Source organism: Rhodococcus sp. PSi06, assembly GCF_054960675.1.
Map to the genome: position 1 here is coordinate 1 of NZ_JBHNYO010000015.1, position 23307 is coordinate 23307.

The 23307-nt window shown below is 64.0% G+C and carries 30 protein-coding genes; 13 read left to right on the forward strand and 17 right to left on the reverse strand.

Translation table 11 applies throughout. From position 1 onward, the window contains the following. Window positions 1-73 precede the first annotated feature (73 nt). The gene (locus tag ACFI9K_RS19040) at window positions 74-544 is read right to left on the reverse strand and encodes a nuclear transport factor 2 family protein (RefSeq protein WP_462664951.1); all 471 of its coding nucleotides are present in this window, start codon (window positions 542-544) and stop codon (window positions 74-76) included. A 60-nt stretch (window positions 545-604) separates the two neighbouring features. Here ACFI9K_RS19040 and ACFI9K_RS19045 point away from each other — a divergent pair, with 60 nt between their 5' ends. Further along, a complete protein-coding gene (locus tag ACFI9K_RS19045; protein WP_462664952.1) occupies window positions 605-949 on the forward strand; it encodes a VOC family protein in 345 nt (114 codons plus the stop codon). Between the two features lie 75 nt (window positions 950-1024). Here the strand turns inward: ACFI9K_RS19045 and ACFI9K_RS19050 are convergent, their stop codons facing one another. Then, window positions 1025-1435 carry a hypothetical protein gene (locus ACFI9K_RS19050; protein WP_462665113.1) on the reverse strand — a complete coding sequence of 137 codons (411 nt, stop codon included), beginning with the start codon at window positions 1433-1435 and terminating at the stop codon, window positions 1025-1027. On the opposite strand from ACFI9K_RS19050, the gene ACFI9K_RS19055 reads away from it, so the two are divergent. Next, window positions 1316-1684, forward strand: a complete 369-nt coding sequence (locus tag ACFI9K_RS19055; RefSeq protein ID WP_462665104.1) for a tetratricopeptide repeat protein — start codon at window positions 1316-1318, stop codon at window positions 1682-1684. The two genes, ACFI9K_RS19050 and ACFI9K_RS19055, sit on opposite strands and share 120 nt — an antisense overlap. Then, a complete protein-coding gene (locus tag ACFI9K_RS19060) occupies window positions 1681-2112 on the forward strand; it encodes a PPOX class F420-dependent oxidoreductase (protein WP_462664953.1) in 432 nt (143 codons plus the stop codon). The genes ACFI9K_RS19055 and ACFI9K_RS19060 overlap by 4 nt, the downstream gene beginning before the upstream one ends. A gap of 92 nt (window positions 2113-2204) precedes the next feature. Here the strand turns inward: ACFI9K_RS19060 and ACFI9K_RS19065 are convergent, their stop codons facing one another. From ACFI9K_RS19065 to ACFI9K_RS19080, 4 genes are all read right to left on the reverse strand, one after another. After that, window positions 2205-2696 carry a hypothetical protein gene (locus tag ACFI9K_RS19065; protein ID WP_462664954.1) on the reverse strand — a complete coding sequence of 164 codons (492 nt, stop codon included), beginning with the start codon at window positions 2694-2696 and terminating at the stop codon, window positions 2205-2207. A gap of 108 nt (window positions 2697-2804) precedes the next feature. Next, window positions 2805-3674 (reverse strand): AraC family transcriptional regulator, encoded by an 870-nt coding sequence (locus ACFI9K_RS19070; protein WP_462664955.1) that lies wholly within the window; start codon window positions 3672-3674, stop codon window positions 2805-2807. A gap of 89 nt (window positions 3675-3763) precedes the next feature. Beyond that, window positions 3764-4336, reverse strand: coding sequence for an MmyB family transcriptional regulator (locus ACFI9K_RS19075; protein WP_462664956.1), 573 nt, complete (start codon window positions 4334-4336; stop codon window positions 3764-3766). Continuing rightward, complete coding sequence (locus tag ACFI9K_RS19080) at window positions 4309-4623, reverse strand: helix-turn-helix domain-containing protein (RefSeq protein ID WP_462664957.1); 315 nt, start codon at window positions 4621-4623, stop codon at window positions 4309-4311. Before ACFI9K_RS19080 ends, ACFI9K_RS19075 begins: the two co-directional genes overlap by 28 nt. Before the next feature lie 126 nt (window positions 4624-4749). Between ACFI9K_RS19080 and ACFI9K_RS19085 the strand changes: the two genes are divergently transcribed. Both ACFI9K_RS19085 and ACFI9K_RS19090 read left to right on the forward strand, forming a co-directional pair. Continuing rightward, complete coding sequence (locus tag ACFI9K_RS19085; protein ID WP_462664958.1) at window positions 4750-5184, forward strand: aldo/keto reductase; 435 nt, start codon at window positions 4750-4752, stop codon at window positions 5182-5184. Continuing rightward, complete coding sequence (locus ACFI9K_RS19090; RefSeq protein WP_462665105.1) at window positions 5090-5755, forward strand: aldo/keto reductase; 666 nt, start codon at window positions 5090-5092, stop codon at window positions 5753-5755. The genes ACFI9K_RS19085 and ACFI9K_RS19090 overlap by 95 nt, the downstream gene beginning before the upstream one ends. A 57-nt stretch (window positions 5756-5812) precedes the next feature. Here the strand turns inward: ACFI9K_RS19090 and ACFI9K_RS19095 are convergent, their stop codons facing one another. Next, window positions 5813-6292, reverse strand: a complete 480-nt coding sequence (locus ACFI9K_RS19095; RefSeq protein WP_462664959.1) for a GNAT family N-acetyltransferase — start codon at window positions 6290-6292, stop codon at window positions 5813-5815. 242 nt (window positions 6293-6534) lie between these two features. On the opposite strand from ACFI9K_RS19095, the gene ACFI9K_RS19100 reads away from it, so the two are divergent. Next, window positions 6535-7260 carry a haloacid dehalogenase type II gene (locus ACFI9K_RS19100; protein ID WP_462664960.1) on the forward strand — a complete coding sequence of 242 codons (726 nt, stop codon included), beginning with the start codon at window positions 6535-6537 and terminating at the stop codon, window positions 7258-7260. 16 nt (window positions 7261-7276) lie between these two features. On the opposite strand, the gene ACFI9K_RS19105 is transcribed toward ACFI9K_RS19100, so the two are convergent. The 4 genes from ACFI9K_RS19105 to ACFI9K_RS19120 form a co-directional block, all read right to left on the reverse strand. Then, the gene (locus ACFI9K_RS19105) at window positions 7277-7726 is read right to left on the reverse strand and encodes a MarR family winged helix-turn-helix transcriptional regulator (protein WP_462664961.1); all 450 of its coding nucleotides are present in this window, start codon (window positions 7724-7726) and stop codon (window positions 7277-7279) included. A gap of 48 nt (window positions 7727-7774) precedes the next feature. Then, on the reverse strand, window positions 7775-7987 hold the full coding sequence (locus ACFI9K_RS19110) for an oxidoreductase (protein ID WP_222091378.1): 213 nt from the start codon (window positions 7985-7987) through the stop codon (window positions 7775-7777). A 17-nt stretch (window positions 7988-8004) separates the two neighbouring features. Next, the gene (gene mraY, locus ACFI9K_RS19115; protein ID WP_462664962.1) at window positions 8005-9075 is read right to left on the reverse strand and encodes a phospho-N-acetylmuramoyl-pentapeptide-transferase; all 1071 of its coding nucleotides are present in this window, start codon (window positions 9073-9075) and stop codon (window positions 8005-8007) included. A 115-nt stretch (window positions 9076-9190) separates the two neighbouring features. Next, a complete protein-coding gene (locus ACFI9K_RS19120) occupies window positions 9191-10015 on the reverse strand; it encodes a DUF6597 domain-containing transcriptional factor (protein ID WP_462664963.1) in 825 nt (274 codons plus the stop codon). A gap of 66 nt (window positions 10016-10081) precedes the next feature. Here ACFI9K_RS19120 and ACFI9K_RS19125 point away from each other — a divergent pair, with 66 nt between their 5' ends. Both ACFI9K_RS19125 and ACFI9K_RS19130 read left to right on the forward strand, forming a co-directional pair. Then, entirely contained in the window at window positions 10082-10459 is a 378-nt protein-coding gene (locus ACFI9K_RS19125; protein ID WP_462664964.1) for a VOC family protein, read from the forward strand. Window positions 10460-10479: 20 nt separating this feature from the next. Further along, window positions 10480-10866, forward strand: coding sequence for a VOC family protein (locus ACFI9K_RS19130; RefSeq protein ID WP_462664965.1), 387 nt, complete (start codon window positions 10480-10482; stop codon window positions 10864-10866). 4 nt (window positions 10867-10870) lie between these two features. On the opposite strand, the gene ACFI9K_RS19135 is transcribed toward ACFI9K_RS19130, so the two are convergent. The 3 genes from ACFI9K_RS19135 to ACFI9K_RS19145 form a co-directional block, all read right to left on the reverse strand. Further along, entirely contained in the window at window positions 10871-11263 is a 393-nt protein-coding gene (locus ACFI9K_RS19135) for a VOC family protein (protein ID WP_462664966.1), read from the reverse strand. Further along, window positions 11260-11781, reverse strand: coding sequence for a mycothiol transferase (locus ACFI9K_RS19140; protein ID WP_462664967.1), 522 nt, complete (start codon window positions 11779-11781; stop codon window positions 11260-11262). The genes ACFI9K_RS19135 and ACFI9K_RS19140 overlap by 4 nt, the downstream gene beginning before the upstream one ends. 86 nt (window positions 11782-11867) lie before the next feature. Next, the gene (locus tag ACFI9K_RS19145; RefSeq protein ID WP_462664968.1) at window positions 11868-12485 is read right to left on the reverse strand and encodes a LysE/ArgO family amino acid transporter; all 618 of its coding nucleotides are present in this window, start codon (window positions 12483-12485) and stop codon (window positions 11868-11870) included. Between the two features lie 60 nt (window positions 12486-12545). Here ACFI9K_RS19145 and ACFI9K_RS19150 point away from each other — a divergent pair, with 60 nt between their 5' ends. Further along, window positions 12546-13415, forward strand: a complete 870-nt coding sequence (locus ACFI9K_RS19150) for a LysR family transcriptional regulator ArgP (RefSeq protein WP_462664969.1) — start codon at window positions 12546-12548, stop codon at window positions 13413-13415. A 1-nt stretch (window position 13416) separates the two neighbouring features. On the opposite strand, the gene ACFI9K_RS19155 is transcribed toward ACFI9K_RS19150, so the two are convergent. Both ACFI9K_RS19155 and lat read right to left on the reverse strand, forming a co-directional pair. Further along, window positions 13417-13821, reverse strand: a complete 405-nt coding sequence (locus ACFI9K_RS19155; protein ID WP_462664970.1) for a hypothetical protein — start codon at window positions 13819-13821, stop codon at window positions 13417-13419. Window positions 13822-13871: 50 nt separating this feature from the next. Continuing rightward, window positions 13872-15215, reverse strand: coding sequence for an L-lysine 6-transaminase (gene lat, locus ACFI9K_RS19160; protein WP_462664971.1), 1344 nt, complete (start codon window positions 15213-15215; stop codon window positions 13872-13874). A 124-nt stretch (window positions 15216-15339) separates the two neighbouring features. Between lat and amaB the strand changes: the two genes are divergently transcribed. Together amaB and ACFI9K_RS19170 are read left to right on the forward strand one after the other, a co-directional pair. After that, the gene (gene amaB, locus ACFI9K_RS19165; protein ID WP_462664972.1) at window positions 15340-16875 is read left to right on the forward strand and encodes an L-piperidine-6-carboxylate dehydrogenase; all 1536 of its coding nucleotides are present in this window, start codon (window positions 15340-15342) and stop codon (window positions 16873-16875) included. A 16-nt stretch (window positions 16876-16891) separates the two neighbouring features. Next, complete coding sequence (locus tag ACFI9K_RS19170) at window positions 16892-18190, forward strand: hypothetical protein (protein ID WP_462664973.1); 1299 nt, start codon at window positions 16892-16894, stop codon at window positions 18188-18190. Window positions 18191-18299: 109 nt separating this feature from the next. Here ACFI9K_RS19170 and ACFI9K_RS19175 read toward each other — a convergent pair whose 3' ends face one another. Then, window positions 18300-19991, reverse strand: coding sequence for a cutinase family protein (locus ACFI9K_RS19175; RefSeq protein WP_462664974.1), 1692 nt, complete (start codon window positions 19989-19991; stop codon window positions 18300-18302). A 232-nt stretch (window positions 19992-20223) separates the two neighbouring features. Here ACFI9K_RS19175 and ACFI9K_RS19180 point away from each other — a divergent pair, with 232 nt between their 5' ends. Both ACFI9K_RS19180 and ACFI9K_RS19185 read left to right on the forward strand, forming a co-directional pair. After that, complete coding sequence (locus ACFI9K_RS19180; protein ID WP_462664975.1) at window positions 20224-21111, forward strand: hypothetical protein; 888 nt, start codon at window positions 20224-20226, stop codon at window positions 21109-21111. Next, window positions 21108-23294 (forward strand): heavy metal translocating P-type ATPase, encoded by a 2187-nt coding sequence (locus ACFI9K_RS19185; protein WP_462664976.1) that lies wholly within the window; start codon window positions 21108-21110, stop codon window positions 23292-23294. Before ACFI9K_RS19180 ends, ACFI9K_RS19185 begins: the two co-directional genes overlap by 4 nt. Window positions 23295-23307: the final 13 nt, after the last annotated feature.

A 23307-nucleotide genomic window follows, 5' to 3' on the forward strand; every position in this document is an offset into this window, starting at 1 on the left:
ACCCCCGAAAAGGCCACCGAATGTCACATCGAGTACCGGCCGAGTCGTGCGCGGAAGGAGCGGGCGGGCGATTTCAGAGTTTGCGCAGCTTCTTCTCGAATGCGTCGATGCGTGTGGTGTCTTCGAAGAAGTCTTCCTGCGAGACGATTTTTCCCCAGCTCGTGCGGACGAGGAGCACGGTTCGGTTGTTGTAGAGTTCGGTGCCGTCGGCCGCGTGGGCGTGGTCGTCGAAGCGGACAAGTAGGGTCATTCGCCAGGGAGCGCCGCCGCTGTAGATTTCTGTGATCTGTCCCTTGATTCCGGCAGCGACGAAGTCCTGAAAGAATTTTTCGATGGCCGGGCGGCCGCGGTGGGTACCGGACCAGCGGCTGTCACCGTCGGCGAATTTGAGCACGGCGTCTCGGTGGAACGCCGACAGTAGGGGGCGGTAGTCGCCGTTGTTGAGTGCCTCGATATCTCGCTGCAGTTTGAGTGTCAGCGCTCGCATCACCAGGAGCTTGACTGCGAAGGCCGTCGAGACGCCGGCCAGAAATCTCAGTTGCATACCCATACGGTTGCCTACCGTTCACCGGCGTGTCAATCGAGGTGGAGGTACGTTCGTTCGATGATTCACCACGTGCAGGTCGCATGTCCGGTCAGCGGCGTAGAACGCGAGCGTGAGTTCTACGCGGGTGCGTTGGGTTGGCACGAGATCGTGAAACCTCCGCTGCTGGCTGCTCGCGGAGGATGTTGGTTTCGCGTGCCGGGGGTGGGCGGACCCGATGGTGAGATACATATCGGCATCGAGGACGACTTCCGACCCGCCCGAAAGGCTCATCCGGCTTTCGTCGTGGACGTCGATGCAACTGCTGCAGCGTTGACGTCCGCCGGTTATCAGGTCGACTGGGCCGACCCGGAGGAAATCCCGGGGCGACGACGGTTCCACAGTCGCGACGGAGTGGGTAATTGAATCGAATTTCTTGCAGCACAGTAGTTTACCGGCCAGCCGAGATGGCTCCGGTCAGTATCGCGAATGCGATGTACATCAGTGATGCGGCCAGTCCCTGACCCCCAGCGGGGCCGACGGCAACAGCTCGACCAGGGTCAGCTCAACATCCAACTGTCGAAACCAAGACGTGTCTGCGACGATGGAGCGCGTGATGGCATCTCCCGAGCGACTGACATCATTAAGCTCGACGATCGGGCTACGACAGGCGGAGGCGTCGTGGATACGGTAGCTGCATTTTGGCGCGACGCGGACGACACTGACCCCGTTCGGATGCGAGTCGAGTTGGAACACTTGCTCACTGCTGCAGCGCTTACCGAAGCCTGTGCGCTGTTCGAGCGTGCGTCGCTCGAAGACTTTCTCGACGATCCAGCGGCTGCGGTTCCATTGTACGAAGCGTCCTTGTCCGGTGGGCGCGATGATGACCGAGAATATCGAGCCCGCATTCAATTGGCGAGTTCGTTGCGTAACCTCGGGCGACCGACAGAAGCGCTGCGCGTGCTGCAGGATTTCGAGTTTACGAACGAATACGCCTCCGCACGTGACGCTTTCGTGGCGCTGACCCTGTGGGATATCGGGGACGCGGAGCAGGCTCTGCGGAGTGCACTTCGAGCAGCCGGCCCGGCGCTGGGAAAATACAGGCGAGCCGTCGGTGCCTACGCGGCCGAGTTGTCCCCACGACCTCAGGAGAAGTTATGACCGACAGCGCATTCGATCCGCACGACCTACTCGCGCAGAGCCGAATCGGCGTACTGGCGACCATCAAATCCAGCGGACTTCCGCAACTGTCGCCGGTGACGCCGTTCTACGATCACGCCACCGACACCATCCGAATCTCGGTGACCGAAGGACGAGCGAAGACGGCCAATCTGCGCCGAGATCCACGTGCCGCCCTCGAAGTGACCAACGCCGACGGCACCGCATGGGCGACGGCAGAAGGAACTGTCACCCTCACCGGCCCGGGAACGTCACCGGACGGCCCGGAAATCGACGCCCTGGTCGAGTACTACCGCGCTGCGGCCGGTGAACACCCGGACTGGAGCGAATACCGAGCGACCATGGTCGCCGACCGACGGGTGTTGGTGACCATCGCCGTGACCCACGTCTACGGCCAATCCCTCACCTGACTGCTCCTCGAGGCCACTCGATGTGACATTGACCCTCGAAAAGGCCACCACATGTCACATCGAGTGCATTGTGTGTCCGTGATTCACAAAGGTCAGCTACCGGAGTTCAGATCCTGGACCAGGCGGGGTGTGCGCAACTGTCCGACTGTCGACAGCCAGAGACGCGGGGGATAGGCCAGTCGAATCACGAAGTAGTTGACGTATTCGACGACCCCGAACATCCAGATGGCAATGAATCCGAAACTGGAAGCGAGTCCGTCGGGCAGGAAGGTGATCAGTCCACACAGGCCGCCCAACAGCACCGCGACATTCACCACGCGAAAGCTGCGGTATGTCCTGCGTATCGAAGGCGGCATCGGATGGTGCTCGACCCAGGAGCGGGCCAGCAGCCAATAGATTCCCGCCTGCACCAGCACTAGCAGCAATGGGACCAGCGCGAACCACATCGCCAGACGGCTGTCCTTGTCGAGCCTCGGCACCCCCATTGCGAGTGCGATCGTCAGGAACACCGCGGCCGCAGCCAACTCGCCCGATCCCAGGGACAGATATCGACGACGCAGTGCTTGCCGTCGGCTTGTGCCCATGCCATCAGATTATCGAGCACTGGATGTCTCCGACCCCTCGCGCAGTCCACCGAATGTGACATTGACCCCCCAAAAGGCCACCAAAGGTCACATTGAGTGGGCGGGGGGCTAGTGGGTTCGCCGAATCGGGAGCCACAATTCACCGGTTCCCGAGGACCAGTCGGGGGTGTTTTCGGTGACGGTGAGGATTTCCGGTCCCGGGATTGTTTCGTATGGGTTGGAGGGGAACCATTCGCTGAAGGCGTCGGCCCAGAGTTGTTGGAGTGCGGGCGCCAGTGCGGTGTTGCTGTGCGCCTCGAATACTGCCCAGGTCGATGCCGGTACGGCGAGGGTGTTCCATTCGGGGGGTGCGGGGGAGGTGGTGGCGACGGCGAAGTAGTAGTCGAAGAGGCTGCCGTCTTCGCGTTCGGGCTCGAAGCCGTCGCTGACGAACAGGATTTCGGGGAGGTCGGGCAGGTCGGCGAGTTGACGCAGTCGATCGCCGGTTCCCGGTGCCAGGCTTCGGTGGAAGTCGGTCATTGCGGTGTTTTCGCCGTGAAACCGGAGTGGGATTCGGGTGGATTTGCCGACGATGTGGAATGCAGGCAGTTCGGTGATGCGGTATCGCATGGTGCTCCGTCCTTCGATGGTGAGGTGAAATGTCACCGGTGGTCTGGAACGAAGGACGGCTCCCGGACGTCGGGCCTGAGATGGTTTGATGCCGTGCAGGTCTCGGAAGGCTCGGGTGAATGCGTCTGCGGTGTAGCCGTACTTGGTCGCAACGTCCAGCACGCCCATGCCGCCGAGGATGTCTGCTGCCGCCAGTGTCATTCGGCGCTGCCGGATGTAGTGGGACAGTGGCAATCCTGCGAGCGCCGAGAACACACGTCGAAAGTGGTATTCCGATGTCAGCGTGAGCCGTGCGAGCTCCATCGGGTCGATTTCGCGGTCGAGATTGTCCTCGATGTAGTCCAGCGCCGAGTTCCACTTGTCGAGCATGTGCCGGTGACCTTTCCTTCGTTCTGCCCGAAACGATAGGAGTACTGCATGGATGAAGTCTCGACTTCTCCTGCCGCGAGAAGTCGGATTCAGATGGTGCGCAGGTGCCGCTGTCGGCGCTGCGAGCACACACGCTCGAGGTCGTCCAACGCAGAGCGGGATCGTGCATCGGCCGGACGGTAGACGATGAGCCGCAGGTCCGGGTCTCCGAGTGGCTTGAGTACATCGAATGTCACGGTGATCTGCCCGACGAGCGGATGCCGCATCGGTTTGTCGCCTCGGTTTCGCACGGACACGTCGCGAGACCGCCAGTAGCGGGAGAACTCCGCACTTCCGCGTTCCAGTTCTTCGATCAACGCGGCCAACTTCTCGTCGTGAGAGTGGTTCACCCAGGCAGCGCGAAGGTCCGCCACTGCACCTCTGACGACGTCGTCACGCGCCTCGTAGAATCCGTCGAACCGACTGTCCAGGAAACACATTCGAAGAACGTTGCGGTTCGCGACGGGTTGGCGGTCGATGTCGAGGAGCAGGGCGGCCATCATGTCGTTCGTGGCCAGGATGTCGAGTCGGTGATCGAGCACCATCGCAGGCAGCGGGGCGACGTCCTCGATCAACTGCCGAATGCCTGCGGGCACTAGTTGCGCGGCGGGCTGCTCGGGCACGGATGGCCGGCCAGCGTGAACAGATACTTCGCCTGATCGGTGGACAATTTCAACGCGCTCGACAGTGACTGCACCACCTGTGCCGACGGCCGAACATCTCGTGCCTGCTCGAGCCGGACGAGATAGTCGACACTCACCCCTGCCAATGCAGCGACTTCCTCACGCCGAAGCCCGGGTGTTCGCGAGGCCCCTATCCGCGGCGGCAGACCGACATCCGACGGGACGAGCGCCTCGCGTCGGGCACGCAGAAACGCTGCCAGCTCGTCTCGACCCAACTGCGTACTCACCCGATCCACGGTAGGCCACGTCGGCACGATCAGCCTGGTATCGAGAATCCCAGGATGATCTCTGCCTTCTCGCTGTGCAACGGAACCGGGACGCTGAACACAATCGAAACGGAAGGAAACACGGCTATGACACGCATGGACGAGTATCGATTGCTGGGCCGCACCGGCCTTCGAGTGTCACCACTTTCATTGGGAGCCATGACATTCGGAACCGCCTGGGGCTGGGGTGCCGATGAGGCCGACGCAAGACGAATATTCGACGCCTATCTCGACTCCGGCGGGAACATGGTCGACACCGCCAACATCTACACCGACGGCCAGTCGGAGCAGTATCTGGGCCGCTTTCTCCGTAACCGCCGCGACTCGGTGGTGGTGGCAACGAAATACGCGGCGACGCGTGATCCGTCGGATCCGAACGCAGGTGGGGGGCGGCCGAAAGAGTCTGCGTGGCTCCGTCGAAGCAAGCCTGCGAAATCTCGGCACGGACCACATAGACCTGCTGTATCTGCACGCATGGGACGGATTGACACCGAGCGACGAGATCATTGCCTCGCTCGGTGAGCTGGTCCGTGCGGGAAAGGTGCTCTACATCGGCATTTCCGATACACCGGCGTGGGAAGTAGCGCGGATGCAGACCACAGCGGAGCTGCGCGGCTGGCCGTGTGTTGCGGCACTGCAGGTGGAGTACAGCTTGATCGAAAGGACAACCGAGCGCGAATTGCTGCCCATGGCAGCGAATCTGGGTATCGGCGTCGTCGCGTGGGCACCGCTGGGCGGTGGAGTGTTGGCGGGCAAATACACGTCCGCGGATCTCGCGACGGTCGCTTCCCGCAGTCCAGCAGGGACGCGTCGCGATCAAGCAAGGGCCAACGGAACTCTGACCGCACGCGGGCTCGAGATCGCGGACATTGTCGTCGACGTCGCCCGCGAGCTCGGTGTGACCGCCGCCCAGGTGGCGTTGGCGTGGACCCTTCGGCATCCCTCGGTCGTCAGCTCGCTGATCGGGGCGCGGACGGTGGAACAGTTGCAGCAGAACACCTCTGCTCTCGATGTCGTGTTCGACGAAAAACGCAGCTCGACAGATTGCATGCAGTCAGTGCCGTCGACGCCGGGTTTCCCCACGATTTTCTGATGCGTCCCATGGTGCGTGGTGTCACGACCGGCCGCACCACCGTTCGTCCCCGGCCGATCAGGACGTGGTGAGTCCAGGCGTCGGACGACGCCGATACGTGAGGAGATCTCCGTCGTCGACGAGTGTGAATCCGGCACGCTCGAGTACCCGCCGCGAGGCACCGTTGTCGCTGTACACCTGCGCAGTCAACGGCAGACCGGCGGCGAGTTCCTGCGCGTGAACGAGGAACTGACCCGCGTAACCGCGACCCCAATGGTCCGGGTGTACCCAATAGCCGACCTCGAGGTGGTCGGATCGCCGAACGGTACTGAGCAACCCGACGCGCACCTGCCTGTCGGTGGTTCCGACGAACCATCTCTGTGCGTCCGGCTCGTGGCTATTGGTCGCGCTCAGTGCCCTCTCGAATCGGCGATCGAAATACTCTGCAGTCCAGGGTTTCCCGTCTCCGATCCATCGGACCACTTCGATATCCGACGCCATGGAGAACAGGAACTCGGCGTCGGACCTCACAGCCGGCCGTAGCAGAACTGCCGTCACCACTCGGTGGCCCGCGCGGTCACGTTGTCGCCCGCATCCGCGGTTCCCGATCGTTCGGACAGGAGAACCGATACCGTGCCGCCACTGCGTGGGGTCATGGGATCCGCCCTTCGTCGCGGCCGATCTGCTGTCGCCCGAGACCCTACCCAGCGTTCAGGGCAGGCACTGGGGAGGCCCTCCCGATCGCATACGATTCGGGTGGACGGTATCGACACCGAATTCTCTCGAGGAGTGCCTGCCGAATGAATCTCGCCGACTTCGACGTATTGAGTTTCGATTGCTACGGGACGTTGATCGATTGGGAGACAGGGATACTGAACGTTCTCGGTCCGTGGGCGGAACAGTCCGGTGCTGGACTGTCAGGGGAAGAGCTACTCACTGCCTACGCCGTCAACGAAGCCAGAATGCAACAGCATTCACCCACGATGCTGTACCCCGAGATACTTGCCGAAGCGTTCGTACGTACCGGCGACACGCTGAACATGACGGTGTCAGCGGACTGGGCGAACCGGCTCGGGGCGTCCGTTCCCGACTGGCCCGCCTTCCCCGACTCCGCCGAGGCATTGGCCGATCTTGCCGAGAACTACAAGCTGGTCATCGTGTCCAATGTCCACCGCGACGGCTTCGCGGGCAGCAATCGCCGGCTCGGCGTCCAGTTCGACGCCATCGTCACCGCGGAGGACGTAGGGGCATACAAGCCGGCCGACAATCACTTCGACGCAATCGACGGAGTCCTCGACCGCCTCGGCGTGCCCCGGTCGCGTCTGCTCCACGTCGCACAGAGTCTGTTTCACGACCATGTTCCGGCCACGCGTCACGGCATCGCGTCGGTGTGGATCGACCGGCGTCACGATCGACCCGGTTGGGGTGCGACGCCGGAGCCCACGGAGGCTTACAGCGTCGACCTGAAATTCCCGAGCATGGCTGCCTTTGCGGCGGCTGCCGGCCAGGCGTTCAACGGTGGGTAAGTGCTCGACGCCGATCTCACCAATGCCAGGCGTCACCCCCGACGTTCTGGATTGTCCTCTGCAACACACGAATTGCCGTGATGAACTCGTCCTGAGCTATGCCCTGCATCCGTTCGTCCTGCAGCATCTGCTGAACGTCTGAAGCCCGCCGGAATTGCGCTTCACCGGCGGGGGTGAACGTCACACGTGACGTCGACTTCGTGATCCAGCCCTTCGCATGTGCCGAGTCCAGTGCCTCGACGATTGCCTCGGGGGTGTCGTTGTGTCCGATTTTTTCGATCGTTGCTTCCGCGTCGACTCCTGCTGGATGCAGCGAAATCTGGTGCAGGAGCCACCATTCGGGCTGGGTGAGACCGATGTCGCGGAGGGCGCCGCGGGTGCGCGCTCGAATGGCCTCACCGGCGCGGACCGTCCAGAATCCGATCGGCTGTCGCTCGGGTGGCTGCATGGGTACTCGGTTGTTCATGAAAGCGACAGTAAAACCTCGACCTTGCTTCAGGTCAACAGGAGAAAGCTACTCGTCCGTGCGCAGTTCGTCGACCAAGGTGAACAGTCGCTCGAGGTAGTCGCTGTGAAACACCTCTGTCGCACGGATCTTGGCGTCACCGTCGAGGCCGAATTGAAGATTGACGAGTTCGACTCCGATGGCGATGCGTCGAGCATCGAGTCGTTCGAGTTCGGCTGCGAGAGCATCGACCTTGGCCACCGGAGACATTTCGTCGGTCATATCGGCAAGCGTAGAGGTCAGCCGACCGCAGCGAGGAATTCGCTGTAGAACAACCCGAGCCCCAGCGCCGACGCGATCGCGGCGAACAGCCACAGCCGGATGATGACCGTTGTTTCCGCCCAACCGCCCAACTCGAAGTGGTGGTGGATCGGTGCAATCCGGAAGGGCCGCTTGCCGGTGGTCTTGAACGAGGCGACCTGAATGACGACCGACGCCACTTCGGTCACGAAGAGAGCGCCGAACACCACGGCGATCAGCTCGGTCTTGCTCACGATCGACAGCCCTGCGAGCAGTCCGCCGAGTGCGAGCGACCCGGTGTCGCCCATGAATATCTTGGCCGGGGCGGCATTCCACCAGAGGAACCCGATGCAGGCACCCGCGGCGGCCGCGCAGACGACTGCGAGGTCGAGTGGATCACGTACCTGGTAGCACCCGGCGACCGAATTGGTCGCGCACGACTGTCGGTACTGCCAGAACGTCATCACCGTGTACGCGCCGAGGACGAGGGTCATCGAGCCCGCCGCCAAACCGTCGAGCCCGTCGGTGAGGTTGACCGCGTTGGACCACGCGACGATGAGGAAGATACAGAACAGCACGAAGACGATCGGGGCCATCGTGAAGAACGTCGATTGACGCACGAGTGAGAGTTCGACGTTGCCGGGAGTGAGCCCGTTCCCGTTCCTGAATTGCAGTGCAAGCACTGCGAAGATCACCGCTGAACTGATCTGCCCGACGTACTTGCCGGTTGCCTTGAGGCCGAGGCTCCGTTTCATACGGACCTTGATGTAGTCGTCGAGAAAACCGACAACGCCGAGAGCAGTCGCGAGACCGAGGATCAACAGGGCGGACGCCGACGGTCCGTCTCCACCCATCGCCACCAGGTGAGAGCCGAGGTAACCGGCCCAGAGACCGACGATGATCGCGACGCCGCCCATCGTCGGCGTTCCTCGTTTGGCGTAGTGGCTGACGGGCCCCTCGACGCGAATCTCCTGGCCGAAGCCCTGACGGGTGAACAGCGCGATGAGAAACGGCGTCAACAAAATCGAGACCGCCAATGCGATACCACCGGCAACGAGAATGTTGATCATGCGTTGGAGCCCACTCTTCCTCTGTGCTGCGCTTCCCCACCCGGTGCTACCGAGCACCGCGGGTTACTGTGCCAAACGAATCGGCAAAAGTCCCAATGCGTGACGAAGGCGTTACTCACAGTTGATAGGAACTCGGCGGCACTCCCACCAGTTCGGTGAACTCGCGGGTGAAGTGTGCCTGGTCGAACCAGCCGTAGCGCGCCGCGAGGTCTGCCAGGGGACCGGAGTAGCCGTTGTCGAGTTCGGTGAGGGCGTCGTGGATCCGATACCGACCCAGGACCCACTTGGGCGTCGCGCCGACGTAGCGCTCGAACAACCGCTGCAGCCGACGAGTCCCGATGCCGCATCTCTCCTCCACCTGGCCGACGCGTATCAGCGTTCGATCCGGGAGCATGGTGTCGATGACATTCAGGACGGTCTCGTACTCGGGTTCCACCTCCCGGGCGTAGGGCTCCAGAACCGCGTCGACGACGGTTCGGCAGTGGTCGGCGTCCACGTGCGGGCCCAGTTCGGCGAGTGCGTGCACGGTGTCTGCTCGTAAGGACGTCGGCGGAGTCACGTGGACGTCGCGCAGTGTCCGCGCAACTGTCCCGGTGAACGCTGCATAGCCGCCGGGTCGGAACTTGACGCCGAACACCCAACCGGATTCGGCGAGGACCACGTCGAATCGGCGGGTGAGCACTCCCGTCACCACCACCGGGTCGACAACGCCCTCCCTCGTCCAGCCGTGCTCGACGCTGAGTGTGCACGCCGGGTGGGGCAGGGTCGAGCTGCGATACGAGATACCCGACGGCAGATCCCACCGAAGCTGCCAGTAGTTCTCGACCCACGGTGCCAACGACGCCGCACACGGCAGCCGGACCAAGTCCACGTACTGCGCCAGCTGATCCGGCCGCAGGACGCCGGCGTGCGTAGCTGTCGCATTTTTCCTATCCGGCACGGCCGTCAGTGTAGGAGTCTGGTCCGACACCCCGAGAAATAGACGATCCTGTCGAGGAGGAACGCGATGAACGACGCACCCGTGGCAACACTGAAGATGGTCACGCTGGACTGCGCAGATCCCGAAGTCAGCGCGGCATTCTGGTCGGCGCTGCTCGGCTGGGGGGTCGTACATTCCGAGAAGGAGTACGCGATGCTGCAGGGTCCGAGCAGTGCGCTCGGATTCGGCCGCGTGGAGGACTATCAGCCGCCGACGTGGCCGAACACCGAGGGCAGCAAGCAGTTTCACTTCGATCTCGCGGTGGACGATCTGGACGCGGCCGCCACCGCTGCAGTGCAGTTGGGCGCGACTCTGCCCGACGAGCAACCGGGCGAGACCTGGCGTGTGCTGCTGGATCCGGCCGGGCATCCGTTCTGCCTGACAAATGCCGCGAACTGGGGTTGACGCGGCTAGCCTTTGCCGTCGTGACACCACGTCTGGCAGGAATCGAAATCGTCGTCGCCGATATGGCAGTTGCGTTGGCGTTCTACCGCGTTCTGGGACTGGACATTCCGGCCGACGCCGATGCCGAGCAACACGTGGAGGTCGACCTGGGTGGGGTCCGACTCTTGTTCGATCTGCCCTCCACTATCAGTTCCTTCGACCCGACGTGGACGCCGCCCAGCGGCGGTCATCGCGTTGCGCTCGCCTTCGACTGTGGTTCTGCTGCGGGAGTCGACGAGGCGTGGGCGGCGGTGACCGACGCGGGCTACACCGGTCACCTGCCGCCGTGGGATGCGTTCTGGGGGCAGCGGTACGCCGTGGTGCACGATCCCGACGGCACTACCGTCGATCTGTACGCAAACCTGTGACCGGTCAGCTCGACGGAGCGATGATCTGAATCAGGTTGCCGCAGGTGTCGTCGAACACGGCCGTGATCACCGGACCCATCTCGGTGGGCTGCTGGGTGAACCGAACCCCGAGGCCGATGAGCCGATCGTATTCGGCCGCAACATTATCCACGGCGAACTGCGTGAACGGAATGCCGTCCGCGAAGAGGGCGTTCTTGAACGGCGCGGTGGCGGGATGACCGCTGGGCTCGAGCAGCAACTCGGTGCCCTCCGGATCCTGCGGTGAGACGACGGTGAGCCAGCGATCGGTTCCGCCCATGGGAATGTCGTGTTTGACGACGAAGCCCAGTACGTCTGTGTAGAACGTCAGCGCCGTGCTCTGATCGTCGACGAAGACGCTGGTGATGTTGATTCTCATGCCGGTCCCTCACCTGTCGGCCCGCCGGCCAGTTCGACAGCGACGTCGAGATGGCCGAGGTGTCGGGCGTATTCCTGGAGTACATGAAAGCAGATCCAGATCAGCGTCGGACGCTCCTCGGTGAATCGTCCGCCGAGAGTGGCCAATTCGTCCATCCGATGTGAGCTCAGCACGTCCTCGGTGAGCCGGGCACCGGCGTCGAGCCTGGTCAGTAACCTCTCCGCGTCCACGTCGGCACCCACGTGCCAGGTGCCGTCCTTCTCGTCACCGAAGGGCGCGTCGACGGCCCTGCCGAGAAATCCCCAGACGAACCAGCGCTGTTCCATGTGCACCAGATGGGTCAGCATCTGCAGCGGGGTCCACTCGGACGGAACGGTTCTGGTGGTCAGGGATTGGTCGCTGAGCGCAGTGATGCGCCGCACCAGCTCGCCGCGATAGAAGCGTAGGTATTCGCGAAACAGCTCGGCGGGATCGGAGAGGGCGAAACTCGGTTCGGGAAACGTCGTCAGCTGTGCCATCGGTCCTTCGTATCGGGTAGCGAGCTGAGTGTCCATTCTGTGCCTCCGAAATCGGGATGAGGGTGGCAATCGAGAATTGTGGACGCTCAGCCGAACACCAGCAGGGCCGCCAAGGTCAGCATCATGATGCCGATTCCGATGTCGAGGACTCGCCAGGCGACCGGCCGTGCGAACAGCGGACCGAGCACTCGCGAGCCGTAGCCGAGCGCGGTGAACCACACAACGCTGCCCAGCATTGCTCCGACGGCGAACCACCAGCGCAGGCCTCCCGGCTGACGGTTTCCGATCGAGCCGAGAAACACCACGGTGTCCAGGTAGACGTGCGGGTTGAGCCAAGTCAGTGCCAGGCAGGTGGCGACGGCCGCGATCAGCGAACCACCGCCTGCCGTCTCGGTCGTCATCCTCGACGGCGTGCGAGCGCGGTTCAGCGCCATCAGTCCGTAGACGAAGAGGAACAGGGCTCCGAGGACGGTAACGACGCGTAGGGCGAGGGGGAAGCGGTCGACGATTGCACCGATGCCGGCGACCCCGGCGAGTATCAGTATCGCGTCGGACAGCGCGCATACCGCCACGATCGACAACACATGGGTGCGTTGCAGGCCCTTGCGCAGCACGAATGCGTTCTGCGCTCCGATGGCGACGATGAGAGAGAGCCCGACGCCCAACCCGGTGAGGGCCGATTGCGCGGCAGCAAGCGATGTCATGGTGGAAACGCTAGGAGAGCCTCTAGGTTAGGTCCAGCGAATGTTTTTCAGTATCAATAAGTGTACCTTCAGATTATGGAGATCGAGCAGCTCAGAGCCTTGCGGGCAGTCGTCGACGGCGGAACGTTCGAGTCCGCAGCTCGGGCGTTGCACGTCACGCCGTCGGCGGTGAGTCAGCGCATCAAGTCGCTCGAGCAGTCGTTGGGACGAACGCTGGTCCAGCGAAGCAAACCGGTGGTGGCGACCCAATCGGGTATCGCGGTGCTGCGTCTGGCGCGCCAGATCGATACCTTGACCGACCAGGCTCGGGCCGAACTGAACGACGACGGAAGTGCCGCTCCCGTCTCCCTTGCTGTGAATGCGGACTCGATGGCTACCTGGGTACTGCCGGTGCTCGCGCCGCTGGCGTCTCACACTACCTTCGACCTGCATCGGCAGGATCAGGACCGCACCGCACAACTGCTGCACGACGGGATCGTCTCCGCAGCAATCACTTCGGTGTCGACTCCGGTTCGTGGGTGCACCGTTCGACGACTCGGTGCGATGCGCTACCGGCCGTCGGCGACGCCCGACTTCATCGAACGATGGTTCAGTGCAGGGATCACGGACGCGGCATTGCGAGCCGCCCCCGTGGTGGTCTTCGATGCCGACGACCGGTTGCAGGACAAGTACTTACAGCGATTCGGCGTCTACCCACACGAGCCGCCCCGACATCTGGTGCCTGCGTCCGCGGACTATGCGCGGGCTGTCGATCTGGGCTTCGGGTGGGGCATGATCCCCGACCTCCAGGCCCGTGACTCGCTGAAGTGCTTCGACGACAATGGAATCGACGACGTGCTGCTGTATTGGCAGCAGTGGTCGCTGTCCTCTCCCGCACTCCAGCGGGCCGCAGACGCCGTCGCAGCCGGTGCCGCGAGGATGCTGCTGTAGCTCAGGCCGGGCTGTCGTTCGGCACGATCTCGGGCAGTCCGTCGCCGACGGGATCGAGAATCGCCGCCGATCGAACACCCCACCGCTCGTGCGCAGACTGCCTCGAGATGCCGACGGTGGACCCGATCATCGCCCAGGTTGCACCTTGAACTCTCAGCACGACAACGGTTTCGAGGCCGTCGAGCCCGGCGGCCAGTTGCACCCGAAGGCTCAACAAATGCCACGCGAGACTGCGTCGTGCGGGCAGGTCGGTCGACTGCTCGGCCTCCCATTCCTCGGTGCCCGGCAGGGGTCCGGTGCCGATGATCTCGTCGGCAATCCGGCCGGCCTCTGTGGCAGCGGCGTTCTTCACCGCTACGGCTGCGGCATCGATGCTCGCCTCGGTGGCGAGGGTGATGGGATCCATGTCCGACCTCCTGTGTCAGGACAAGCCTGACAGGGAAGGTTTGATAGTTGTCAAGGTTGGCTTGACACGATCATGCCCAGCACCCGATCGATCGACTCGACGGCCTGACTCAGTTCGGCTTCGGTGACGGTCAGTGCCGGCCTGAATCGCACGGCCGCATCGCCGCAGCCGAGGGCCAACACGTGTTCTTCGGTACGTAACAGCTCGATCACCCGGTCGCGGGTAGTGGCGTCGGGCAGGGAGAAGGCGCACATCAGACCGCGTCCGCGAACCTCGGTGACCATCGGATGTCGAGTTGCCAGTTCCTGCAACTGCTTCAGCAGCACGGCCCCTAGTTCGCCCGCGCGCTCGATGAGCTTCTCCGATTCGACCACTTCCAATATCCGACGCGACCGCACCATGTCGGTGAGGTTGCCGCCCCACGTGGAGTTGATGCGAGAACTGACGGCGAAGACGTTGTCGTCGATGTCGTCGACTCGTCCGCCGGCCATGACGCCGCAGACCTGGACCTTCTTGCCGAAAGCGACGACATCGGGAACGACGTCGAGCTGTTGGAACGCCCAAGCGGTGCCGGTCATTCCGGCTCCGGTCTGCACCTCGTCCATGACGAACAACGCGTCGAACTCGTGGCAGAGCTCGCGCAGTTTCTGCAGGAAGCATGGCCGGAAATGGTGATCCCCACCCTCACCCTGGATGGGTTCGATGATGGCGCAGGCGATGTCGTGTGGGTTGGCCTCGAATGCCAGGCGGGCTGCCGCCAACGAGGCGTCCTCGAGTTCGTCCATGTTCGCGTCGGATCTGATGAACGGGGACGGGATTCGCGGCCAGTCGAACTTCGGGAATCGCGCAACCTTGTTCGGATCGGTGTTCGTCAACGACATCGTGTAGCCCGACCGCCCATGGAATGCGTGCTCGAAGTGCATCACCTGTGAGCCCAGAGACGAATCGATTCCGTTGCGCTCGTTCCACCGCGACTTCCAGTCGAACGCCACTTTCAACGCGTTCTCCACCGCGAGTGCGCCGCCTTCGACGAAGAACAGGTGGGGGAGTCGGTCGTCTCCGAGAACCCGGGCGAAGGTGTCGACGAACCGGGCCATGGGGACGGTGTAGATGTCGGAGTTGCTGGGCTTGTTCATCGCCGCCTGCATCAGGTCCGCCCGGAACTCGGGGTCGTCGATCAGGGCCGGATGGTTCATGCCCAGCGCATTGGACGCGAAGAAGGTGAACAGGTCCAGGTAGCGGGTGCCGTCCCTGGCGTCGACCAGAGTGGAACCGGTCGAGGCATCGAGGTCGAGGACCAGCTCGAAACCGTCGGCCAGGAGGTGTTCGCCGATCTTTTCGCGAACGTTGGAGGCGTCGATCGTCACTCCGGTGCGCTGTAATACTTGCGTCATGAAGTCGAAGATACGCGTTAATATTCCGTAAGCAAGCCCATAAAGCAGGAAATTATACGGTTGTGACCCTCATCGGTAGGCTGATGTCCGACGGTTCGGTTCTCTCCACGGAAGGTGTACGCGCATGTCTGCATCCATCACCCACGACGAGTTGAGTGTGCGCACTCGCGCCATCCTCGACCGGCTGGGTGCGACGATCGCGCTCGACGTTCCCGCCGGACCCGACGCGATCGTCGCGCGCTCGCCCATCACCGGGGGGAACTTGGCGTCGCTGGCATCTGCGTCGACTGCCGACGTCGACAGCGTCATCGCCGATGCCCACAGCGCGTTCGTGTCGTGGTCGCAGGTGCCCGCCCCGGTGCGGGGACAGGTGATCCGTGAACTGGGTGAGCTGCTGCGCCTACACAAGGAGGACCTGGGCGCACTGGTGTCCATCGAGGCCGGAAAGATCGTCTCGGAGGGGCTCGGTGAAGTGCAGGAGATGATCGACATCTGCGATTTCGCCGTCGGACTCTCCCGTCAGCTCTACGGCAACACGATCGCCACCGAGCGGCCCGGGCATCGCATGATGGAGCAGTGGCATCCACTGGGTGTCGTCGGCGTCATCACGGCCTTCAATTTCCCTGTTGCCGTGTGGAGTTGGAATACCGCGCTGGCGCTCGTCGCCGGCGACACCGTCATCTGGAAGCCGTCGGAGAAGACTCCGTTGACTGCCGTCGGAGTGCAGGCACTGTTCGAGCGGGCTGCCGCAGCAGCGGGAGTGGACCCCAAGATTGCTCAGTTGGTGATCGGCGACCGCGCGTCCGGCGAAGCGCTGGTGGACGATTCACGCGTTGCACTGGTGTCGGCTACCGGCTCGACGAGGATGGGCCGGGCCGTGGCACCGCGGGTTGCGCAGCGATTCGGTCGGGTGCTGCTCGAGCTCGGCGGCAACAACGCGGCGATCGTGACTCCGTCGGCCGATCTCGATCTGACGACGCGTGGCCTGGTGTTCTCCGCCGCCGGAACCGCCGGCCAGCGCTGCACCTCGTTGCGACGCGTCATCGTGCATTCGTCCGTTGCGGACGAACTGGTCGGCAAGCTGGTTGCGGCGTACGAGACCCTGTCTATCGGGTCTCCCTTGGCCAGTGACACTTTGGTGGGCCCGCTCATCGACGCGGGTGCCTACTCGGGTTATCGGGAAGCGCTCGAGACCGCGGTATCCGACGGCGGAACCGTCGTGGTCGGCGGCGAGCGGGTGACCGTGGTCGACGAGTACTCGTTCTACGTGCAGCCCGCGATCGTGACGATGCCCGCGCAGACCGAGATCGTCAAGCACGAGACGTTCGCGCCCATCATGTACGTACTGACGTACGAGACCCTCGACGAGGCGATCGCTCTGCACAACGATGTACCGCAGGGGCTTTCGTCGTCCATCTTCACCACCGACCTGCGCGAAGCGGAACGCTTCCTCTCCGCCGCCGGCTCGGACTGCGGCATCGCCAACGTCAACATCGGACCCTCCGGGGCGGAGATCGGCGGGGCATTCGGCGGCGAGAAGGACACCGGCGGCGGCCGCGAATCCGGTTCCGACGCATGGAAGGCCTACATGCGGCGCGCGACCAACACGGTCAACTACTCGAACGAACTGCCCCTCGCCCAGGGAGTGAAGTTCGGCTGACGGCATGATCGGCAGTATGAAAGTTCTGTCGATGCTCCTGGCCGGTCTCACCGTCGGCTATTCGATCAGTGTGATGGCACTGCGAGAGCCGCTGCTGTACAACAGCTTCGGTAGTGCTGCGGCGGCAATCGTCGACGGTGTGGTGGTACTGGCGATTGCGGCGGCCGTCAGTGCAGTGGTGCTGGCCCGCTCGGGAGGGCGGGCCACCCTCTGGATCGCGGTGGCGGCGCTGCTGGTCATTGTCTTCGAATCTCTCGGCATGGCCTCGGGATTGCTGGGCGATTGGGCAGCGTCGATCGGTGGCGGAGTGCTGCTCGGTGCGTCGGCGATCCTGACCGCATCTCATCGCGGGGCGCAGGCCGCTCTGGCGCTCGGAATCCTCGCCGCCGGGCGGGTGGGGGCCGAGCTCGGAACGTTGCTGACGAGCTCGGACGGCCCGCAATTCGCGTGGGTGGTCGCCGGCCCCGAGGATGCGGTGGTGCCGGAGCGGGCTGCCATCGCGGTGGCTCTGGCGGTTCTGGCTGCAATCTTTCTCGTGGCCGGGTATCGATCGTCGTCGTCACCGGCGGCGTCGCAGGTCAGCATTCGAATGCTCGCCGTCGGTGTCGCATTGCCGATCGTGGCTGGTGGGTTCGCCTGGTGGACAACCGAATACCGCGACAGCACCCTCGTGTGGTTTCTCGCCCTGGCCGGGCTGACAGCATCGGCCCTCGTTGCCGCCTGGCTCCTACCCCAACGTGACGGCTCTCTGATTCTGGTGTTGTTCGCCTCGTGGGCCGCCGGGGTGGGCAGCCTCGATGTGGTCGACAGGACCTATGCCTCACTCGGAATCATGGTGGTGCTGCTGGTAGCCGGTGGGCTGATCGCCTACCGCTTCCCGCAGATCTATGTCGGGCTCCTCGCGCTACTGGCACTTGCGGCCGCGAATCTCGCGCAGAGCTATCTCGGTGAACTCCCTGTCTCACTGGCCCAGTGGGTGGTGCCGGTAGTCGCCGGTTACGTCGTGGTCTCCGCCCTGCCGACGGCTCCGAGCTCGCTGGCCATCGGCATGACCGTCCCGTTCACCATGGTGCTGACGGTAACGGTGTTCATGGTGAGCTCCGGATCGCTGACGTCGTGGGCCGGCGACGACATTTTCGGCGGTTCTCGGCCGTCCGCAACCGCTCTGTCCATCGGCGGCCTTGTGGTGGTTTCGGTCTGCGCGGCCGGGGTGTGGTTGCTGCGGCGCAGACAGTGCACGTTCGGAACGAGGGAAGGACCGGTCTCGACCGCGGCGGCCCTTCGATGGTGGTGTTCGTCGCCACAGCGCTTCTGAGCGTGGGCATTGTCGTGCGGGGGAAGCTACGCGGCACGGAATGAAACACCGGAGCCCGCCCACCGGATGACGCGGTGGACGGGCTCGTGAGTGTCTTCGGTGCAGCGGGCTACGACGCGGGCACAGCCTCGGTGGTCGTGGGGACGACGGTGTCGGTTGCTGCCGGAGCAGCCGTCTCGGTGGGGGTCACGCAGACCGGCGGCGCGCCTTCGGCCGGGGTCTGACCCTCGACGGGGACCGTGCACTCGGGGGTTGTGACCGGTTCGGACGCCGGTGCCGGTGCCTGTGCCGGTGCTTCTGCCGCGGGTGCAGGCGCAATCGGAACCGTGGTGGTCACCACGGGACTGGTGGCGACTGGTGCGGTCGTGGTGGCCGTCGGAGTCGGCGTTGCCGAGGTGGTCGCGGGTGTCGCGACGATCGCCTCGATTGCTGCGCGGCCCGCCTTCTCCTGTACGTCCTTGGTCTTCACCGGTTCGCCGCGGTTGGCCTGCTGTGCGAGCTGTGTAAGCCAGGCTGCGGCGTACTGGACCGAGGTCAGTGGCTTGCCGTTGGCCGCATCCGCGTCGCGCCAGTAGTCGAAGTGGTGGCCTGTTCCTGGTGCAAGGGTCAATCCGTACGGATCGTTCATCACGACCGGGATGGTGTTCTGGTTGGAGGAGATGAACCCGGTGATCTCCTTGAAGATCTTTTGCGGCAGGTACACCAAATCGATCATCTGACCGGTCTCGATCGGCTCTTGTTCGCCGTCCACCTTGGCCGAGACGGGCGTGGTCGCCTTACCGGGCTTGTAGTCCGGCTCGGATACCTTGATCAGCACGTCGAGGAATGTCTCGTCGCTCTGCATCCAGTTGGGCTGCGAAGCAATGTCGTTGAAGGCATTGATGGCGATGCGGCCCATGGCCAATGCCAGATCTGCACCGGTGGCGGGGGTGAGCTGCTCATTCTGCAGCGCGTCGGCGTTGACCTGGCGACCGACGTTCGCAGCGAGGTGGATCAGCGACGTGTTCTTCGGCAGAGCGCAGGTGAGGTCGCCGTCGGAGCAGAAGGATGCGACGCGGCCATCGAGTGCACCGAAGCCGCCGGAGGTGCCGGGCAGTGCACCCTGTCCGGGAATTGCGGTGTTGCCGTTCTGGTACTTGGTGTCGAAACCGTCGGGGTTGCTGAACGGGTTGTCGGAGCCGGGGAACGGGCCGTCTCCCGCTTCGCGGCCGGCATCGGCAAGGATGACGACCCCGACGACCTGCGAGGGGTCGATGATGCCGTACTTGCCATCCTCTGGAACTGTCTGGTTACCGATCTCCATTGCGGTGCGTCGCGCAACGTCTGCACCCTCGCTGTAGCCGACGATGGCGAAGCGAGTCTGGGGGCAGGACGCGGTGATCTCTTTCATGATGGTCTGCGAGTTGGTGACGCCCGTCTGTACGGCGTTCTCGTAGCTCGCCATGTTGGCGGGGTACTCCACGTAGACCGCCGCGTAGGAATCGGCGTCCACCTTTCCGATCGGCGCGCGGACAGCCTGGTCGATCCAGTCGCTGGTGTAGTCCCCGGACATCGCTGCGGGCAACCGAGTGCCATCGGGCTTGGTGAGCCATTTGACGCCATCGCGGGGTGTGTCGCTGCGGCCGCCGATCGCGATGCTGACCATGTCGTAGCAGGTTGCCGTCGAAACCAGTTCGATGGACGCTTCGGTATCCGTCGGCGACGTGGACCACGGTGCGGCAATGACCACTCCGGCACCGAGTGCTCCGATTGCGAACGCGCTCAACGCAACGCGCACTCGCTTCGACTTTCCAACAATCATGTTTCAGGTCCCCATCGCTCACGGCCCGACGCCGATTTTCCCGACTGCAGTTGCCAGTGGGTTACCCGGCATTTCGTCCTCAGGATCGTTCGCGTTACAAAGCGGACGGTTCGGCGTCGTGCCGCGATCATTCGATCGTGAACCACATCCGTGTAATTCGTGCGGGAACGCGACTCGACGCGCGTGGGCCCTCGGACTACCGGTGGATACCCTGGGGGGGTAGGGTAGGGCCATGCGCTCAGGACGACCGGAACTCGACGCCCCCACCAAGCTCGTCGGATTCGTCGTGGGGATTGCGTTTCTGTTTCTCGCGGCACTGTTCGTCGGCGACACGATCGGACCAGCTGCCCCGGCCACCGCGGCCGCGCCACACGGCACTCACGACATGCACGACATGCACGACGCGGAGGCGTCGATTCCGGCAGGGCTGCAAGCCACCCAGGATGGCTACACGCTCGAGCTCGATCGATCCGTCGTCGAGTCCGGCCCGGCCGTACCGGTCGCGTTCACGATCAGTGGACCGGATGGGACACCGCTGGCGGGGTACGACGTCATGCACACCAAGGAACTGCACCTCGCCGCCGTGCGGCGCGATCTGACGGACTTCCAACACGTGCATCCGGTGCGCGACGCGCCAGGGACGTGGTCGACGGCTCTCGATCTCACGTCGCCCGGCCCGTACCGTCTGTTCGCGGATTTCACCCCGGCCGGTGGGGAGAACATCACCCTGGGAGCCGAGCTGACCGTTCCCGGCGACTATCGCCCGCAGCCCCGGAGTACACCGAATGTGACATCGAGTGTCGACGGGTACACCGTGACGCTCGCCGGTGCCGTGGCCGCAGGGGAGGAATCGACGGTTGCACTGACCATCGAGCAGGACGGTCGCGAGGTCACCGATCTCGAGCCCTACCTCGGTGCCTACGGGCACTTGGTGGCGCTGAGAGCCGACGACCTCGCTTACCTGCACGTCCACCCCGAGGACGGTCCGGCTGGACCCACGGTGAACTTCGTCGTCGACGCACCGACCCCGGGAACATATGCGCTCTATTTGGACTTCCAGCACCAGGGCGTCGTCCACACGGCCACATTCGTCATCGAGGCAGAAGGGAATCAGGGATGAGAACGAACACCGAACTGATTCTGGGCGGCATGACCTGCGCTTCGTGCGCCAACCGCATCGAACGCAAACTCAACAAACTCGACGGAGTGTCCGCGACGGTCAACTACGCCACCGAGAAAGCGCGCGTCACCAGTGACGGCGTGGCCACCGAGGACCTGATTGCCGCCGTCGAAGCTGCCGGCTACACCGCCACGCTGCCTGCCGCCGAACCCGTGGAAGAGCTCCCCACCGATCCGCTGAAACAACGGTTGATCGTCTCGGCGGTGCTGAGCATTCCGGTGATCGCGATGGCGATGATTCCGGCACTGCAGTTCACCAACTGGCAGTGGCTCTCGCTGACGCTCGCCGCTCCGGTCGTCGTATGGGGAGCTCTACCGTTCCACCGCGCTGCGTGGACCAACCTGCGGCACGGCACCTCGACCATGGACACTCTCGTCAGCATGGGAACCCTTGCAGCGCTGGGTTGGTCGCTGTACGCACTCTTCTTCGGCACCGCCGGTACGCCGGGTATGACGCATCCGTTCGAGTTCACGATCGCGCGGACGGACGGGGCGAGCAACATCTACCTCGAGGCCGCGGCGGGCGTGACCACTTTCATTCTTGCGGGTCGCTGGTTCGAGAGTCGATCCAAGCGGCAGGCCGGCTCGGCACTGCGCGCCCTGATGGACCTCGGTGCCAAGACCGTCGCCGTACTGAAAGGAGATGAAGAACAGCAGATTCCGATCGAGCAATTGGCCGTCGGCGATCTGTTCGTCGTTCGTCCCGGTGAGAAGATCGCCACGGACGGCACCGTCGAGAGCGGCTCCTCGGCCGTCGACCGGTCGATGCTGACGGGTGAATCCGTGCCCGAGGAAGTGGGCGTCGGAGACTCCGTGGTTGGTGCGACGGTCAATGTCGGTGGCCGAATCGTGGTGCGAGCAAGCCGAATCGGATCCGATACTCAGCTGGCACAGATGGCGAAGGCGGTCGAGGACGCACAGACGGGCAAGGCACAGGCTCAGCGCCTGGCCGATCGGATCTCCGGGATATTCGTGCCCATCGTCATCGCGATCTCCGTCGCCACGCTCGGGTTCTGGCTCGGTGCAGGCAGTTCCGCAGCTGGCGCGTTCACCGCTGCGGTGGCGGTGCTCATCATTGCGTGCCCCTGCGCACTCGGATTGGCCACTCCCACCGCGCTGATGGTCGGCACCGGCCGGGCCGCACAACTCGGGATTTTGATCAAGGGTCCCGAGATTCTCGAGTCCACCCGCCGCGTGGACACCGTCGTACTGGACAAGACCGGCACCGTCACCACCGGCGAGATGACCCTGCACTCGGTGCACGTGGCCGAGGGTGAGAGTGAGAGCACGGTGCGCGACGTCGCGGCGGCCCTGGAATCGGGTTCCGAGCATCCCATCGCCCGAGCCATCGCAGGGCAGGCGTCGTCGCTACCGGTCGAGGAGTTCACCAGTCTCGAGGGTCTCGGAGTGCAGGGCGTCGTGGAAGGGCGCGCTGCGGTCATCGGCCGTCGCGCGCTGCTTGCCGATTGGTCGATGCCCCTGCCGGCCGAGTTGGCCGACGCTTTCGAGGCTGCCGAACGGCAGGGACGCACCGCCGTCGCGATCGGGTGGGACGGCAGGGCACGCGGGGTGCTGGTGGTATCCGACGCGGTCAAGCCGTCGTCGAAGCAGGCCGTCGCGGAATTGCGCGCGCTGGGATTGACGCCGGTGATGTTGACCGGTGACAACGAGGCCGCTGCCAGGACCATCGCCGATGAGGTGGGAATCGACCAGGTCATCGCGGGGGTGCTGCCGTCGGGCAAGGTCGATGCCGTCCGCGAACTGCAGGCATCGGGCAAGGTCGTGGCGATGGTCGGTGACGGTATCAACGACGCGGCCGCACTGGCCACGGCCGATCTGGGCCTTGCCATGGGGACCGGCACCGACGTGGCGATCGAGGCCAGTGACCTCACGTTGGTGCGAGGAGACCTGCGCGCCGTCGGCGACGCCATCCGGCTCTCGCGGCGCACGCTGAGCACCATCAAGGGCAACCTGTTCTGGGCCTTCGCCTACAACGTCGCTGCCGTTCCCCTGGCCGCTGCGGGCCTGCTCAACCCCATGCTCGCCGGTGCCGCTATGGCGCTGTCCTCGGTGTTCGTGGTGAGCAACAGTCTGCGACTACGCAGGTTTCGTTCGTCGATGTGACTCGTTGGTAGCA